A 15,797-nucleotide genomic window follows, 5' to 3' on the forward strand; every position below is an offset into this window, starting at 1 on the left:
GGTCACGGTCGCGGTATCGGTCGCGCCCTGATCGTCGGTGATGGTGTAGGTGAAGGTATCGGTCCCGGTGAAGTCCTGGTTCGGCTTGTAGGTCACCGTCCCGTCCGGGTTCAACGTCGCCGTGCCGTTCGTGGGCGTGCCCACGGCCGTCACCGAGAAATCGTCCCCCTGCGGGTCCGAGTCGTTCCCCGTCAGATCCACGATCAGCGTCGTGTCCTCGTCGATGTCGTAGCTGTCATCGACCGCGTTCACGCTGTTCTGGCCGCCGGCGTTCACCGTGACCGTCACGGTCGCCGTATCGGTCGCGCCCTGATCGTCGGTGATCGTGTAGGTGAAGGTATCGACCCCGGTGAACCCGGCATCCGGGGTGTAGGTCAGCACACCGTTGGCATCCGCCGAGACGGAGCCGTTCGTGCCGTTCGAGAACCCGGTGACCGAGAAGCTGTCGCCCTCGGGGTCCGTATCGTTCGCAAGCACGGTCACCGCGACCGCGTTTCCGGCGGTCGTCGTGGCGCTGTCGTCCACCGCGTCGACGGTGTTGTTGTCGACGTCGCCCACGACCACCGTGACGGTCGCCGTGTCCTGACCGCCGTTGCCGTCGGTGATGGTGTAGGTGAAGGTATCCGTGCCGGTGAAATCGGCATTGGGCGTATAGGTCAGCGGACCGGTGCCGCCACCCGTCACGGTGCCGTTCGTGCCCTGCCCGTAGCTCAGCACGTTCAGCGTATCGCCGTCCGGATCGCTGTCGTTGGCCAGCACGTCGATGTCGACAGGCGTGTTCTCATCCGTCAGCTCGACGTCGTTTTCCGCGTCGGGATCGTCCTGCACAGCGCCCACGTTGATCGTGACGGTCGCCGTGTCGGTCGCCCCCTGATCGTCGGTGATCGTGTAGGTGAAGGTGTCGGTGCCGTTGAAGTCGTCGTTCGGCTTGTAGGTGACGGTCCCATCGGGGTTCAGCGTCGTCGTGCCGTTGGAGGCCAAGCCGACCGAGGTGATCGAGAAATCGTCGCCTTCCGGGTCGCTGTCGTTCGCCGTCAGATCGACGATGAGCGTCGTGTCCTCGTCGATGTTGTAGCTGTCGTCCACCGCGTCGACCGAGTTCTGGCCGCCCGCGTTCACCGTGACCGTCACGGTCGCCGTGTCGGTTGCGCCTTGGGAATCCACGATGGTGTAAGTGAAGGTGTCCTGCCCGGTGAAGCCCGCGTCGGGGGTGTAGGTCAGGTTGCCGTCCGCATCGGCGGTGACCGACCCGTTCGTGCCGTTCGAGAAGCCCGAGATCGAGAAGGTATCGCCCTGCGGGTCGGTGTCGTTGGACAGAACCGCGATTTCGATCGGATTCCCGGCCGTGGTCGTGGCGGAATCGTCGTTCGCGACGACCGAGTTGTCGTCCACGTCGCCGACCACGACCGTCACGGTCGCCGTGTCCTGACCGCCGTTGCCGTCGGTGATGGTGTAAGTGAAGGTATCCGTGCCGGTGAAATCGGCATTGGGCGTGTAGGTCAGCGGGCCGGTGCCGCCCCCGGTCACGGTGCCGTTCGTGCCCTGCCCGTAGCTCAGGACATTCAGCGTATCGCCGTCCGGATCGCTGTCGTTGGCCAGCACGTCGATGTCGACCGGCGTGTTCTCATCCGTCAGTTCGACGTCGTTCTCGGCGTCCGGATCGTCCTGCACAGCGCCCACATTGATCGTGACGGTCGCCGTGTCGGTCGCGCCCTGATCGTCGGTGATCGTATAGGTGAAGGTGTCGGTGCCGTTGAAGTCGTCGTTCGGCTTGTAGGTGACGGTCCCGTCGGGGTTCAACGTCGTCGTGCCGTTGGTGGCCGAGCCGACCGAGGTGATCGAGAAATCGTCGCCTTCCGGGTCGCTGTCGTTCGCCGTCAGATCGACGATGAGCGTCGTGTCCTCGTCGATGTTGTAGCTGTCGTCCACCGCGTCGACGCTGTTGCCGCCGCCGTTGTCATTGACCGAGACGGTGACCGTCGCGGTATCCGTGCCGCCGTTCCCGTCGGACACAGTGTAGGTGAACGTGTCCGTGCCGGTGAAACCGGTGTTGGGCGTGTAGGTGATGGTGCCGTCGCCGTTGTCCGTCACCGAGCCGTTCGTCGGGTCGGTGCCGCCGATGATCGTCAGCGTGTCGCCGTCCGGGTCGCTGTCGTTGGCGAGGACTTCGACCGTCACAGCGGTGTCCGGGAAGGTGTTGGTCGTGTCGTTGACCGCGTCCGGGTCCTGGTTGCCGCCGTTGGGATCGGTCACGCAGACGGTCACCGTCGCCGTGTCCTGGCCGCCGTTGCCGTCGGTGATCGTGTAGGTGAAGGTGTCTTCGCCCACGAAGCCCGGGTTGGGCGTGTAGGTGACGGTGCCGTCGCCGTTGTTGGTGACCGTGCCGTTCGCCGGATCGGTCCCGCCGATGACGGTGAGCGTGTCACCGTCCGGGTCGCTGTCGTTGCCGGTCAGGTTGATCTGGACCGGGTCGCCCTCGGTCGTGTTGGCCGCATCGTCGACCGCATCCGGGTCTTCGTTGTTCCCGTTCGGATCGCATTCCACGCGGATGCAAACGGTCGCCGTGTCGGTACCGCCGTTCCCGTCGGAGATGGTGTAGGTGAAGCTGTCGTTGCCCGTGTAGCCATCGTCCGGCGTATAGGTCACCGTTCCGTTGGCGTTGACCGTGACGCTGCCGTGGCTCGGGTTGCCGGTGCTCACGATATTGAGCGCGTCGCCGTCCGCGTCGCTGTCGTTGTTCAGAACGCCGACCGTGACCGGATCGCCCTCATAGGTGCTCGCGCTGTCGTTGACCGCATCCGGGTCGTTGTTGCGATCGCCGCCGCCGCACTTGCCGTAGGAAAACGAGCCGTACTTGAAGTAGCCGTAAAGGTTTTTGCTATAGAACGTCATTTCACTGTTTCCCTTGCTCAAGTCCGCGGCGCGCTGCGCCGTCGGTAACCGTCATGCACGCATGGTTTTCGTTACCGGCGCCTGCCGCACCGGTGCTGAAGTCGCTGATTTCATTGGGTTGAATCACTCGAACGCCGAAGGCACCCGTGCGCGTCGCACAGATGATGAGTTCGTTATCGGTCAAAGACAGCATCGTCTTCTATGTCCCCTCGCCTTGGCGTTCGTTCCTGACCCAAGCATCGGGCGACACCGCGAAGCCACGGATGTGCCGCACACACCTTGGTACACCTGCCATGTGAGGAGAGATCGGGCCCGACTGGGACCCGGCTGGACCTGAAAAATCGATGAGGACCCCCCGTCCGCACGACCGTTCGCCCAGCTTGCAGACCGCCGCACAGCGATCGGCACACACCTCTACCCCACGGCAAATACCGTGGTTCTCGTGTGCGGCCGCCCCCGTGGCCTACAGACATCGCCCCCCAGTTGGGCACTTTGAAATTACTCCCAACCTCGTGTCCAAAAAAGGGAATTCTCGCGGAAACTTCGGTCAGGCCGCGCCGAAATCGTTAACAATCAATCACATCCGATCCGCGGATCGATCTGCCGGATGAGCCGTTTGTTTCGCCACCGGAGACAATTTCAACCCGCGCGTGCAGGCGAAACTACCAGTCTCGGTTATCAACGCCCTTTTCTGTAGCACTTATCCACAGATCAGGGCGAATTTAGGTGAATATTACCCGTTCTATTGTTTCCGTAACGACAACTGGCCAAAATCGATGTCGTGGAAACAAACGGGCAAATGCCGACAGAGACTCGCCCAAATCATTGGTATGGCTAACGTTCTCAAAATGAGACCAATGCCGCCGAAACCGCCGGTTCTGTTCCGAGCGAACGTCCGAAAGGCCTTAACAAAACCCGAATCAACGACACGCGTAATCCGCAGGGCGAGGTCAAATCGGCACAGGCGCGCATTCCGGCAAAGGCTTGCCGCTTCGCAAGGTCTGGATCGGCTGGATGGTGCCCGAGGTCGGACTCGAACCGACACGATATTGCTACCGGGGGATTTTGAATCCCCTGCGTCTACCATTCCGCCACTCGGGCACGACGCTTCGTCTAGCCCTGCACGGCGGCTGCGTCAACGGCGGTTAAGGCCTGTCGGTGGCGAAGGTATCGCAGGCGTTCAGATCGCCCGTCTCATAGCCGGTGGCGAACCACCGCTGGCGCTGCTCCGAGGTGCCGTGGGTGAAGGTGTGCGGCATCGGCACGCGGCCCGCGTTTCGTTGCAGCGTGTCGTCGCCGATCTGTTTCGCGGCATTCATCGCCTCGGCGATGTCGCCGCGTTCGAGCGAGCCGAACTGCGCCTCGGCCTGCCGCGCCCAGATGCCCGAGAAACAGTCGGCCTGAAGCTCGATCCGGACCGAGATTTCGTTCGACTGCGCCGCACTGACCTGCGCGCGAACCCGGTTCGCTTCGCCCAGAATACCAAGCTGGTCCTGAACCGAATGCGCCACCTCATGCGCCACGACATAGGCGGCCGCGAAATCGCCGCCCGCGCCGAGCTGACGCTCCATCGTGGTAAAGAACGCGGTGTCGAGATAGATCTTGCGGTCGCCCGGACAGTAGAACGGCCCGGTCGCACCGGAGGCGCCACCGCAGGCGGACCGGGTCACGCCCTTGTAAAGAACCAGCGTCGGCGGTGCGTAGGCCCCGTCCACCTGACGGTCGAAAATGCCCGCCCACACCTCCTCGGTATCGGCCAGCGTGACGGACACGAACTGCGCCGCGCGGTCGTCGGCTTCGGTGACCTCGCCCCCGCCTTGGGTCCCGGTCACTTCGTCCAGGATCGGCGTCACGTCGATCCCCGCGAAATACCCGATGGCGAGAATGACCAGAAGGCCCACGCCGCCGATCCCCGCCGTGCCGCCGGACATCCGCCTGCGATCTTCGATGTTCCGGCTGCCGCGCCGCCCTTGCCATTTCATCCGAGTCTCCCTTCGGAATTCACAACCTGTTTATGGTGCCGCCGGTTCCCGTGGAACGCATCTGCTTGACCCTTGCTGCGTTTTCAGTGCTTTTATCCGGCAAAAAGGGGCCGGGCATGCTGAGACGACTATACGACTGGACCATCGGTCTTGCGCAATCACCCTATGCGATGTGGGGTCTCGCGCTGGTCGCGTTCCTTGAAAGCTCGGTCTTTCCGATCCCGCCCGACATCCTGATGATCCCGATGATTATCGCCATGCCGCGCAAGGCCTTCCTGATCGCAGGCGTCGCGCTCGTCTCGTCCGTCGCGGGCGGGATGCTGGGCTACTACATCGGCTGGGGCCTGTTCGAGAGCATCGGACGCCCGGTGCTCGAGTTCTACGGGAAGGACGCCTATTTCGACGAATTCGCGGTGCGCTATAACGAATGGGGCGCGTGGATGGTGCTGATGGCGGGCGTCACCCCCTTCCCCTACAAGGTCATAACCATCCTGTCGGGGTCCACGGGCCTGAACTTCGGCGTGTTCATGATCTCGTCGATCATCGCGCGCGGATTGCGGTTCTTCGTGGTCGCCGGGCTGTTGTGGAAATTCGGCGAACCGATCCGGGACTTCATCGAGAAGCGGCTCGGGCTCATGTTCGTCCTGCTGGTTGTCCTCCTCCTCGCAGGCTTTTACGTGGTGAAATTCATATGACACTGAACTGGAAACAACTGGTCCTCGTGGCCACCCTCGGGTCCGTCGCCCTGCTTGGCGGTGCCTTCGTGTTCCAGGCGTTGGGATATGCGCCCTGCAAGATGTGCTATTGGCAGCGTTATCCCCATGCCGTCGCGATCCTGATCGGCGTCGTGGCGCTTGCGCTCGGTCGCAGGTGGCTTGCCTGGCTCGGGGCGCTGGCCGCGCTGACGACCTCCGGCATCGGCGTGTTCCACTCCGGCGTCGAACGCGACCTGTGGGAAGGTCCGTCCAGTTGCACGGGCGGGTCCACGGCAGGGCTGTCGACCGATGACCTCATGGATCAGATCATGTCGGCGCCGCTGGTGCGCTGTGACGAGATCCCGTGGGAGATGTTCGGCGTGACGATGGCGAACCTGAACGCCCTGATTTCCCTCGCCCTCGCGGTGATCTGGGTCATCGCGGCCCGGCGCGCCGCCGCCTGATTTCGGACCGGGCTGCGCCCGATCCGACCCGCTGGAGGGGCCAGCCCCTCCAGACCTCCCCGAGGTATTTTCGGACCAGAGAAGACGCGGTCAGTCGCCCAGCTTGCGAAAGATCTGACGCAGCATCCCGTGGAACATCTGCACGTCGGCGCGGGTGAGCGAGAGCCGGGTCCAGGCGTTGCGCAGGACGAGCTTCATGCCCGCCGCCTTGGTCTGGGGAAAGAAGAACCCGACCTCGTCCAACCGCCGCTCGAAATGGTCGGCCAGCGCCTCGACCTCGACCTGCGTGGCGAAATCGGTCTTGGCGAGGCTCATGACCTCGGGCGCGGCGTCGATGGTCTGACGCCCGTATTCATAAGCGGTGAGCAGCACGGATTGGGCGAGGTTCAGCGATGCGAACTCGGGGTTGACCGGCACGGTGATGATCGCGTTGGCGCGCGACACGTCCTCGTTTTCGAGCCCCGCCCGCTCCGGCCCGAACAGCACCGCGACACGTTTGCCTTCGGCGCGCATCGCGCGGGCTTCGGCCATGGCCCGCTCCGGCGTACGCACGGGTTTCGCCAGTTCGCGCGACCGGGCGGTCGTCGCGTAGACGTAGTCGCAATCGGCCAGCGCGGCGGGCAGATCGTCGTAGACCACCGCCGCGTCCAGCACCCGCCCCGCGCCCGAGGCCATCGCCACCGCCTTTGGATTGGGCCAGCCGTCGCGCGGGCCGACGACCCGCATCCGCTCCAGCCCGAAATTCAGCATCGCGCGCGCGGCGGCGCCGATGTTTTCACCCATCTGCGGGCGCACCAGCACGAAGGCGGGCTGCGGTCCTGTTTGATCTTCGTCGCTCATGGGCCCCGTGTTACTGTGGCGCGGTCGGACGGGCAAGGAGATGGGGATGGCGTTTGACGAGGGCGAGGCCGAGATCCTGCGCACCGACCTGTCGGGCCTGAAGGGGCTGACCGAAAAGGCCATGTTCGGGGGCCTGTGTTTCTTTCAGAACGGCAACATGATCGGCGGCGTGCGCCGGGCAGCCGAGGGCGGCGCGCTGATGCGGGTCGGAAAGGACAACATGAAGGCGGCGCTGGCGTCGGACGGGGTGACGCCGATGGTCATGGGCGGACGCACCATGGGCGGATATGTCGCCGTGACGCGCGAGGCACTGGCCGACGACCTGACGCGCACGCGACTGCTCGACATGGCACTGACCTTCACCGCGAGCCTTCCACCGAAGTAGCGTTTCCCCCCAAACGCTTGTAGAAAGCCGCGAATCCCAACCGAGGACGCGTGATGGCCGAAACCGACCTGCCCCAGCTTTATCTCGTGACGCCGCCGCAGTTCGAGCTGTCGAGCTTTCCCGACCAGCTCGCCCGCGCGCTGGACGCGGTCGAGATCGCCTGTCTGCGGCTCGAACTCGCCACCCGTGACGAGGATACGATCGCGCGCGCGGCCGATGCCTGCCGGGAGGTGGCCCATGCCCGCGACATCGCCATCGTCATCGCCGATCATGTGCTGATGGTGGAACGGCTCGGCCTGGACGGGGTGCATTTCACCGACGGGTCGCGCCAGGTGCGGAAGACGCGCAAGGATCTGGGCAAGGATGCCATCGTCGGCGCCTTCTGCGGCACCTCGCGCCATGACGGGATGACGGCGGGCGAACAGGATGCCGATTACGTCGCTTTCGGCCCCGTCGGCACGTCGAACCTCGGCACCGGCGAAATCGCGGGGCGCGATCTCTTCCAGTGGTGGACCGAGATGATCGAAGTGCCGATCGTCGCGGAAGGCGGGCTGACCGAGGCACTGGTGCGCGACTTCGCCCCGGTCACCGATTTCTTCTCGGTCGGTGAGGAGATCTGGGGCACGGACGATCCCATCGCTGCGCTCACGACCCTGGCAGCGGCCCGCGGCTAACCCGTCAGGCTGTCCAGCACCGGGCCACGCACCGCCGCCTCGCAATGGGCGGCCAGCGTCTTGCGATCTGCGAAATCGGCAACCCGCACCGGGGGGTGATAGACAACCTCGACCGACCCGTTCGGTCGCGCAGCCAGCACGGCCAAAAGGTGCGGGCCAAGGTCCATGCCGCCCCACCAGCCATAGAACCGATCGTCCCGCCCCTTGGGCGCGTGGTAGACGACGCTCACCGGCTGCACCCGCATGGTGTCGCGCAGCGCCGCGTCGAAGAAGGCCGCGAAGAGCGTCGTCTTGAAGGTCAGCACCCGGCGGCTGTCGGTCGAAGTGCCTTCGGGAAAGAACAGCAGCCTGTGGCCCAGCGACAGGCGGCGCCGGAACACCTCGACCTGCCCCCGCGCCTCGCGCCGGTCGCGCACGATGAAGACGGTCCCCGTCGCCTTGGCGAGCCACGAGATGCCGGCCCATCCCGCAACCTCGGCTTTGGAGACGAAATAGATCCGTTTCGGCGCGTTCAGAACGAAAATATCGAGCCACGACGCATGGTTGGCAACGACCGCGCCCGGCTCCTTCATCGGCGTGCCACGCACCCGCAGCCGCAGGCCGATCAGCACAAGCGCGCACAGGCAGATGATGCGGGTGATCGTGGGCGTCACTGGCCGACCCTCGCCCGCGAAGAGCTTTTCGAAGGGACGCAGCGCGAAGGTCAGGATCAGCCCGAGGGCCAACACAAGGGCCAGCGGAACGCCCCGGATAACGGCAAGGCACAGGCCCAGAGGGCCGACGGACAGGTCGGGCTGTGCCGACCCGTCATCCCACGGCTCGCTCACCCCTTCGCCTCGCGTTTGGCGAGTTTTTCGTACATCGCGCGCTGTTTCGGCGGCACCTTGGCCATGTCGACGATGATACAGACGTCCGAGGTGTTGAACGGCTCGTCGATATAGACACCGTCCCCGATCACGCCGTTCAGGCGCAGATAGGCCTTGATGAGCGCCGGCATCGCCTTCATTGCCGCCTTGTCGTCGATCTCATCCGCCGGCATCAGATCGGCCGAGGTGTAGAATTCGTCGAGCACGCGGGTGCGAAGCTCAGGCGGGGCGAGATGGCTGTGGTGCAGATGCGAGAGCGGCAGCTTGATCGCGTCGAGATCGGTGCCGTGAAAGCTCGCCACCCCGAACATCACGTCGATCCCGTGGGCGTCGGAGTAGTTCATAAGGCCCACCCAAAGCTGCGGCAGCGCCGATCCACCCCGGTAGTCCCTGTGTACGCAGGACCGCCCAAGCTCCAAAAGCTTGCGCCCGCAGGTCTTGAGCGCGGTCAGATCGTATTCGGCATCCGTGTAATAGCGGCCCAGTTTCGCGGCCTGATCGTCGCGCATCACGCGATAAGCGCCCACCGCCTGATCGCCTTCGGGCCGGGACCGGTCGTAGAGGATCAGATGATCGAACCAGTCGTCGAATTCGTCGCGTTCCAGCCGGTTTTCGTGATCGACGTCGACACCGTCACCGCCCAATTCCTCGACAAAGACCTGATAGCGCAAACGCTGTGCGTCGCGAATGTCGTCCTCGGTCTCGGCGATGCGCAGTTCGTAGACGGGACTGCTGTCTGACATCGGTACGGCGGGCTCCTCGTTTTCCGGGGTTCTAGGGATCACGCGGAAGATTGGCAACAGCAGCGTTCGCTGCGTTGGTTTGACACAATTCTAGGTTGTGATAGCGTCGGAGAAACGGATGAGGCGACCGTCAGCCTTCGTCGAAAACCGGTGTGAGATCGACTGTGGAGATATCAATGACCTGCTTGCCCGCGTGCTCGAAATTCACCGTCACCTTGCCACCGATATTCGACTGCACCTGCCCCAGACCCCAGTCGGGCTGGGTCGGGCAGCGCACGAGCTGGCCGGGTTCGAGAAGCGAGGCGAGCGGGTTCATCAGGTTCCTTTCGGCGGGTGGCGCGGCATGAGCAAGGACGAAACCGCCCCGGCCCCGGATCTGGTCGCCCTCGTCGGATCGCGCATCTGCCACGATCTCGTCAGCCCCTTGGGCGCCATCGGCAACGGGATCGAGCTTATGACGCTGACCGGGGGAGAGGAAACCCCCGAGATGGCGCTGGTCAATGAAAGCCTTGTGAATGCGCGGGGGCGAATCCGGTTCTTTCGGATCGCGTTCGGGGCGGCTGGCAGCGGCGCCGTGGTGCGTGCGGGCGATCTGGCCGAGGCCGTTGCCGGCATCGAAACCAAGGCGGTTGTGGAGTGGCGTATTCCCGGCGACATGGCCCGCACCGATGCGAAACTCGCGCTTCTGGCGCTCAACTGTCTGGCGAGCGCGATGCCCTATGGCGGGCGGATTTCGGTCGAGCGGGACGCAGGCGGCCTTGTCGTGACCGGGCGCGCCGAGCGGTTTCGCATCGAAGACGACGACTGGGCCTTGATCGACGGGCGCGGAACGGCCACGCCCGCCAACATCCACTTCGCCCTTCTGCCGGAAGAGGCCTTTGCTCAGGGCCGACAGGTCACGCAGGCACAGCTTGAAACCGAGGTTCGGCTGACCGTCTGACCTGTCCGGTCCGGGCACAGGCCAAAGAGAACCGACGGTGTGGCGTTCACGTCGGCACAGAGCCCCGCCGAAGCGAGCGGCCTGCTACGAACATTTTGGCTAGGCCTACGGTCGGACCGTACCGTCACCCTCGACGATGTATTTGAACGAGGTCAGTTGTTCGGCCCCCACCGGCCCGCGCGCATGCATCTTGCCGGTGGCGATGCCGATCTCGGCCCCCATGCCGAACTCGCCGCCATCAGCGAACTGCGTCGAGGCGTTGCGCATCAGGATCGCGCTGTCGAGCCGTTCGAAGAATTTGGCCGCCGCCACATCGTCCTCGGTCAGAATGGCATCCGTGTGGGACGAGGAATAGGTCCGGATATGGTCGATCGCCGCGTCCAGATCGTCCACGACCTTGGCCGCGATGATCGAGTCGAGGTATTCGGTCCCCCAATCATCGTCGGTCGCGACGACAGAGCCCTTGAGGCCCTCGCCCGCACGTACCTCGACCCCCGCCGCCATGAGCGCGTCGATCACGGTCTGGCCCAGATCCAGCGCGTCCATGTGGACGAGCAGACATTCCGCCGCGCCGCAGATCCCGGTGCGCCGGGTCTTGGCGTTGATGACCACGTCCATCGTTTTCTGCGGGTCCGCCGCCTTGTCGATGTAAACGTGGACGATGCCTTCGAGATGGGCGAAAACCGGCACCCGCGCCTCGCGCTGGACGAGGCCGACAAGCCCCTTACCCCCGCGCGGCACGATCACGTCGACATAGTCGGTCATGGTCAGAAGCTCGCGCACCGCTTCGCGGTCGCGGGTCGGCACGCGCTGAATCGCGTCCTCCGGCAGACCCGCCGTGTTCAGGCCTTCGACCAGACAGGCATGGATCGCGCCCGCCGAATGGAAACTTTCCGAGCCGCCGCGCAGGATCACGGCGTTGCCCGCCTTGAGGCACAGGGCGCCCGCATCCGCCGTCACGTTGGGACGGCTTTCGTAGATCACGCCGATCACGCCCAGCGGCGTGCGCACGCGCTTGATGTGCAGGCCCGAGGGCCGGTCCCATTCGGACATCACCGCGCCGACGGGATCGTCCTGGGCCGCCACCGAGCGCACGCCGTCGCACATGCCCTGAATGCGGGCCTCGTCCAGCATCAGCCGATCCATCATGGCGGGCGACAGACCCTTTTCACGGCCATACTCGAGGTCTTTGGCATTGGCCGCAATGATCTCGTCCCGCCGCGCCCACATGGCGTCGGCGGCCGCATCCAGCGCCTTGCGCTTGGCATCCGATGGCGCGAAAGCAAGCTCCGCAGCGGCGGCCTTGGCCTTGCGGCCCAGTTCCTGCATCAGCGCGGGGATGTTTTCAGCGTCTTTCATCGGAGCCTCCGTTGTCGCCGAGCTTACATAGGCGCAAGCGGGGCGTGGGTCAAAACATGATCGTGCGGCGGGGTGTTGGAATGGCGCGAGGCCGGATACCAGAATCCTAGGATTCTAGTATCTCGCACGGACAGCAATGATTTGAAATCAACGCCTTGCGCGCCGCCTTTCATCCGAAAGTGTTAAAAAGGGGCCTGTAACCCCGACCGAAGCACGAAAAATCAGAGCGCCATATCGTCCCGGTGGATCAAGGCCGCGCGCCCCGGATAGCCGAGTGTCGCCTCGATCTGGTCCGACCGCTTGCCGGCGAGCAACTTGGCCTCGTCCGAGGTGTAGCGGCTGAGACCGGCCCCGATATGCGCCCCGCCCGGTCCGACGATTTCCACCGGATCGCCGCGTCCGAACCGGCCCGTGACCAGCGTCACCCCGGCTGGCAGCAGCGACTTGCCTTTGCCAAGCGCCGCCACAGCGCCCGCATCGAGCATGACCGTGCCTTTGGGCTTCATCGACCCGATCCAGTGCTTGCGCGCCGCACTCGGGTCTTCACGCGCAACGAACACGGTCGCCTGCGCACCGTCCTCCAGCGCCGAAAGCGGCTGGACCGTGCTGCCTTCGGTGATGATGAGCGAACAGCCCGCCGCCATCGCCGTCTGGGCCGCAAGCAGCTTGGTCTTCATCCCGCCTTTCGACAGGCCCGTCCCGGCATCGCCCGCCATCGCCATCAATTCCGGCGTGATCTCGTCGACCGTGGGATAATGCCGCGCCTCTGGGTCGGTCTTGGGGTTGCCGGAATAGAACCCGTCCACGTCCGACAAAAGCACCGTCAGGTCCGCGCCGATGGTCACGGCGACCTGCGCGGCCAGCCGGTCGTTGTCGCCGTAGCGGATTTCGTCGGTCGCGACCGTGTCGTTCTCGTTCACGATCGGCACCACACCGAAACTCAGAAGCTGTTCCAGCGTCGCGCGGGAGTTCAGATAGCGCCGCCGATCCGCGCTGTCCTCCAGCGTCACCAGCACCTGCGCGGTTGTGATGCCCTTGGGCGCCAGCACCTCTTCATAGGCGCGGGCCAGCCGGATCTGGCCCACGGCAGCGGCGGCCTGCGACTGTTCCAGCGCCAGACCGCCTGCGGGCAGGCCCAGAACGCCGCGCCCCAGCGCGATGGACCCGGATGAAACCAGCACCACGTCCATCCCGCGTGCCTTCAGCCGCGCCACGTCCTCCGCCAGCCCGATGAGCCAGTCGGATTTCAACGCGCCGGACGTGCTGTCGACCAGAAGCGCAGAGCCGATCTTGACGACCAGCCGCCGCGCCGCCCCAAGGCTCAGGGTTGCCAAGGCTCGTTCTCCTCGTCCCCGCCCTCGGCGGCCTTCTGACGATAGCGGTCCGCCCCGATCTCGGCCTTCAAGGCGCGCAGAACCTGCGTCACGCCATCCTTGGCCACGCCGGACATCTCATAGACCGTGCCGCCCGACGCCTCTTCCAGCGCCGCGCGTTTTTCCTCGCGCTCCTCGTCCAGCAGCGCGTCGATCTTGTTCAGGACCGTGATGCGCGGCTTATGGGCGAGGATGCCGCCATACGCCTCCAACTCGCCCACGATGGTCTCGTAATCCGTGACCACGTCCTCGGCGGTCCCGTCGATCAGGTGCAAAAGCACCGCGCAGCGTTCGACGTGGCCAAGGAAGGTATCGCCCAGCCCCCGCCCTTCGTGCGCGCCTTCGATCAGGCCGGGAATGTCGGCCACCACGAATTCCACGTTGTCCACACCCACGACGCCAAGGTTCGGCACCAGCGTGGTAAACGGATAATCCGCGATCTTGGGCCGCGCGTTGGACGTGGCCGCAAGGAACGTGGATTTGCCCGCGTTCGGCAGGCCCAGAAGGCCCACGTCCGCGATCAGCTTGAGCCGCAGCCAGATCACCCGTTCGATCCCCGGCTGGCCCGAGTTCGCCCGGCGCGGCGCCTGATTGGTCGCGGTCTTGAAGTGCAGGTTGCCGAAGCCGCCGTTGCCGCCCTTGGCGATCACCAGACGCTCGCCCACCTCGGTCATGTCGGCGATGACGGTCTCTTCGTCCTCGTCCAGCACTTCGGTCCCGACAGGGACACGCAGGACGATGTCGTCGCCCGATTTCCCGGTGCGCTGGTTGCCCATGCCGGGCTGGCCGTTCTTGGCGAAGAAGTGCTGCTGGTAGCGAAAGTCGATCAGGGTGTTCAAACCCTCGACCACCTCGATCACCACGTCGCCGCCGCGCCCGCCGTCACCGCCGTCCGGGCCGCCGAATTCGATGTATTTCTCGCGCCGGAACGACACGCACCCGTTCCCGCCGCTGCCCGAACGGATATAGACCTTGGCGAGATCGAGGAATTTCATGGGTTTCAGGCCTTTCTGTTGGCCCCTGCGATAGAGGGAAACGGGGCGTGGCTCAAGGGCCGGTTAGGGGCGCGCGAGGCGATAGTGGATGGTGACGAGCCGGGTCTGACGCGCCCGGTTCTCGTCCAGCGTGCGCTCGACCTCGTGAAACCCGAGCTTGGTGAGGATGCGGGACGAGGCCGGATTATCGGCCCAGACCCGCGCGCGAATGTCCGGGTGATCCCCGGCGTCGAAGCCGTAACCGACCAGGGCCCGCGCCACCTCGGTGCCCAGTCCCCGGCGCCAATGCGTCTTTGCCAGCAGGTAACCGATTTCGCCGTTCGCGAACTGGCCCGTGCCGACGGGCAGGTCGCCATCGCGAATGATGCCGAAGAACGCCGCCTCGTCCATCCGCGTTGCGATCCGGTCGCGCACGAAGTCGAGCGACACGGGGTGCGGCCACGTTCCGGTCATGCGCACCACGTCCCAGTCGGACATGATGGCATGAAGCGCACAGGCGTCATCCGGGGTCTGTCGTGTGATCCGCAGGCGGGGCGTGACGATCACGTCGCCTGCGCCCTGCCCTTGTGTCATGGCGTCAGCGCATCTTTCGGCTATAGGTCCAGGTCGGGACGTTGGCATCGCGCGCGACCGAGAACGCCTCGCTGTCGCCGACATAGGCGAAGCCCGCGTTGGTCAGCACCCGGGCGCTCGCCGGGTTGTCCTGAAACACCTCGGCAAAGAGCGTGTCGTTGCCCAAGGGATTCGCGGCGACCAACGCCTGCACGGCTTCCGAGGCAAGCCCGGTGTTCCAGAACGGCGGCGCGACCCAGTATCCAAGCTGGCTTTGGTTGCGGTCCATCCGGGTCAGGCTGATGACGCCCAGAACCTCATGGCCCCGGTCGCCGCCCTCGACGGACGAGCCGTCCATCACCCAGACGTCTTCCAGACGGTCCGCAGTCATCGCGCGTTTGACGAAGGCGTCCGTGGTGCCGGGGGCCAGAGGATGCGGGATCGACCGCGTCTCTTCGGCCACGCGCCGATCACCGGAGTAATGCGCGAGCATCCCCACGTCCGATGCCTTCGGCGGGCGCAGAACGAACCGTTCGGTTTCGATCAGAACCTGATCCTGATCCATGACTGTCTCGACTTTCATACGCTCTCCTCCTCGAAAGCGTTCACCGGCCCGATATGGGGGCGCAATCCTGCACCCCAAGGCCGTTCGGTAAACACTTCTTGGCGATCCGGCCTCCTCTCCGTCACGCCTAAAACGACGAAGGGGGACCGGTTTCTAGCCGATCCCCCTTGTCTTACTGTGCCGGGTATCGGCTTATTCTGCGGCCTCCGCTGCCGGGAGGACCGATACGAAGGTGCGGCCCTTGAGGCCCTTCGCAAAGGTCACGCGGCCTTCGGCGGTCGCGAAGATGGTGTGATCGCGGCCCATGCCCACGCCTTCGCCCGGCCACACTTTGGTGCCGCGCTGACGGACGAGGATGTTGCCCGGAATCACGGCTTCGCCGCCGTATTTCTTGACGCCAAGGCGGCGACCGGCTGAGTCGCGGCCGTTGCGGGAGCTACCACCAGCTTTTTTATGTGCCATATCGCTCTCT

General features: G+C 64.9%; 18 protein-coding genes and 1 tRNA gene. 5 read left to right on the forward strand and 14 right to left on the reverse strand.

Annotation, left to right across the window (positions count from 1 at the left end):
- The 4 genes from FCT00_RS16780 to ypfJ form a co-directional block, all read right to left on the reverse strand.
- Positions 1-2,892: Ig-like domain-containing protein (locus FCT00_RS16780; protein WP_138423947.1), on the reverse strand; the 2,892-nt coding region annotated here is incomplete at its 3' end.
- A 1-nt stretch (position 2,893) separates the two neighbouring features.
- Complete coding sequence (locus FCT00_RS16785; RefSeq protein WP_138423948.1) at positions 2,894-3,085, reverse strand: hypothetical protein; 192 nt, start codon at positions 3,083-3,085, stop codon at positions 2,894-2,896.
- 822 nt (positions 3,086-3,907) lie between these two features.
- Positions 3,908-3,993, reverse strand: a tRNA-Leu gene (locus tag FCT00_RS16790).
- Between the two features lie 44 nt (positions 3,994-4,037).
- The gene (ypfJ, locus tag FCT00_RS16795) at positions 4,038-4,874 is read right to left on the reverse strand and encodes a KPN_02809 family neutral zinc metallopeptidase (protein ID WP_138423949.1); all 837 of its coding nucleotides are present in this window, start codon (positions 4,872-4,874) and stop codon (positions 4,038-4,040) included.
- A gap of 116 nt (positions 4,875-4,990) precedes the next feature.
- Here ypfJ and FCT00_RS16800 point away from each other — a divergent pair, with 116 nt between their 5' ends.
- Positions 4,991-5,569, forward strand: a complete 579-nt coding sequence (locus FCT00_RS16800) for a YqaA family protein (RefSeq protein WP_040884404.1) — start codon at positions 4,991-4,993, stop codon at positions 5,567-5,569.
- A complete protein-coding gene (locus FCT00_RS16805; protein WP_008329034.1) occupies positions 5,566-6,033 on the forward strand; it encodes a disulfide bond formation protein B in 468 nt (155 codons plus the stop codon). The genes FCT00_RS16800 and FCT00_RS16805 overlap by 4 nt, the downstream gene beginning before the upstream one ends.
- Positions 6,034-6,123: 90 nt before the next feature.
- Here FCT00_RS16805 and FCT00_RS16810 read toward each other — a convergent pair whose 3' ends face one another.
- Complete coding sequence (locus tag FCT00_RS16810) at positions 6,124-6,873, reverse strand: RNA methyltransferase (RefSeq protein WP_138423950.1); 750 nt, start codon at positions 6,871-6,873, stop codon at positions 6,124-6,126.
- Positions 6,874-6,919: 46 nt separating this feature from the next.
- On the opposite strand from FCT00_RS16810, the gene FCT00_RS16815 reads away from it, so the two are divergent.
- Together FCT00_RS16815 and FCT00_RS16820 are read left to right on the forward strand one after the other, a co-directional pair.
- Positions 6,920-7,258 (forward strand): TfoX/Sxy family protein, encoded by a 339-nt coding sequence (locus FCT00_RS16815; RefSeq protein ID WP_040884405.1) that lies wholly within the window; start codon positions 6,920-6,922, stop codon positions 7,256-7,258.
- A gap of 53 nt (positions 7,259-7,311) precedes the next feature.
- Positions 7,312-7,932, forward strand: a complete 621-nt coding sequence (locus FCT00_RS16820) for a thiamine phosphate synthase (protein ID WP_138423951.1) — start codon at positions 7,312-7,314, stop codon at positions 7,930-7,932.
- Here the strand turns inward: FCT00_RS16820 and FCT00_RS16825 are convergent.
- The 3 genes from FCT00_RS16825 to FCT00_RS16835 all read right to left on the reverse strand — a co-directional run bounded on the left by FCT00_RS16825 (position 7,929) and on the right by FCT00_RS16835 (position 9,857).
- Positions 7,929-8,759, reverse strand: coding sequence for a lysophospholipid acyltransferase family protein (locus tag FCT00_RS16825; protein WP_138423952.1), 831 nt, complete (start codon positions 8,757-8,759; stop codon positions 7,929-7,931). The two genes, FCT00_RS16820 and FCT00_RS16825, sit on opposite strands and share 4 nt — an antisense overlap.
- A complete protein-coding gene (locus FCT00_RS16830) occupies positions 8,756-9,541 on the reverse strand; it encodes a GNAT family N-acetyltransferase (RefSeq protein ID WP_138423953.1) in 786 nt (261 codons plus the stop codon). Before FCT00_RS16830 ends, FCT00_RS16825 begins: the two co-directional genes overlap by 4 nt.
- 130 nt (positions 9,542-9,671) lie before the next feature.
- Positions 9,672-9,857 (reverse strand): DUF3553 domain-containing protein, encoded by a 186-nt coding sequence (locus FCT00_RS16835; protein WP_138423954.1) that lies wholly within the window; start codon positions 9,855-9,857, stop codon positions 9,672-9,674.
- 27 nt (positions 9,858-9,884) lie between these two features.
- On the opposite strand from FCT00_RS16835, the gene FCT00_RS16840 reads away from it, so the two are divergent.
- The gene (locus FCT00_RS16840; RefSeq protein ID WP_138423955.1) at positions 9,885-10,481 is read left to right on the forward strand and encodes a histidine phosphotransferase family protein; all 597 of its coding nucleotides are present in this window, start codon (positions 9,885-9,887) and stop codon (positions 10,479-10,481) included.
- A gap of 105 nt (positions 10,482-10,586) precedes the next feature.
- Here FCT00_RS16840 and FCT00_RS16845 read toward each other — a convergent pair whose 3' ends face one another.
- From FCT00_RS16845 to rpmA, 6 genes are all read right to left on the reverse strand, one after another.
- Positions 10,587-11,840, reverse strand: a complete 1,254-nt coding sequence (locus FCT00_RS16845; RefSeq protein WP_138423956.1) for a glutamate-5-semialdehyde dehydrogenase — start codon at positions 11,838-11,840, stop codon at positions 10,587-10,589.
- A gap of 221 nt (positions 11,841-12,061) precedes the next feature.
- Positions 12,062-13,174 carry a glutamate 5-kinase gene (gene proB, locus FCT00_RS16850; RefSeq protein WP_138423957.1) on the reverse strand — a complete coding sequence of 371 codons (1,113 nt, stop codon included), beginning with the start codon at positions 13,172-13,174 and terminating at the stop codon, positions 12,062-12,064.
- Positions 13,162-14,208: a GTPase ObgE gene (obgE, locus tag FCT00_RS16855; RefSeq protein ID WP_138423958.1), complete on the reverse strand. Its 1,047-nt coding sequence runs from the start codon at positions 14,206-14,208 to the stop codon at positions 13,162-13,164. The genes proB and obgE overlap by 13 nt, the downstream gene beginning before the upstream one ends.
- A 63-nt stretch (positions 14,209-14,271) precedes the next feature.
- Positions 14,272-14,781 (reverse strand): GNAT family N-acetyltransferase, encoded by a 510-nt coding sequence (locus tag FCT00_RS16860; RefSeq protein ID WP_171043028.1) that lies wholly within the window; start codon positions 14,779-14,781, stop codon positions 14,272-14,274.
- Positions 14,782-14,785: 4 nt separating this feature from the next.
- Positions 14,786-15,343 (reverse strand): GNAT family N-acetyltransferase, encoded by a 558-nt coding sequence (locus FCT00_RS16865; RefSeq protein ID WP_008329091.1) that lies wholly within the window; start codon positions 15,341-15,343, stop codon positions 14,786-14,788.
- 174 nt (positions 15,344-15,517) lie between these two features.
- Positions 15,518-15,787 (reverse strand): 50S ribosomal protein L27, encoded by a 270-nt coding sequence (gene rpmA / locus FCT00_RS16870; RefSeq protein WP_008329093.1) that lies wholly within the window; start codon positions 15,785-15,787, stop codon positions 15,518-15,520.
- Between the last annotated feature and the right edge of the window lie 10 nt (positions 15,788-15,797).

This window comes from Maritimibacter alexandrii, assembly GCF_005871115.1.
Taxonomy (GTDB): Bacteria; Pseudomonadota; Alphaproteobacteria; order Rhodobacterales; family Rhodobacteraceae; genus Maritimibacter; species Maritimibacter alkaliphilus.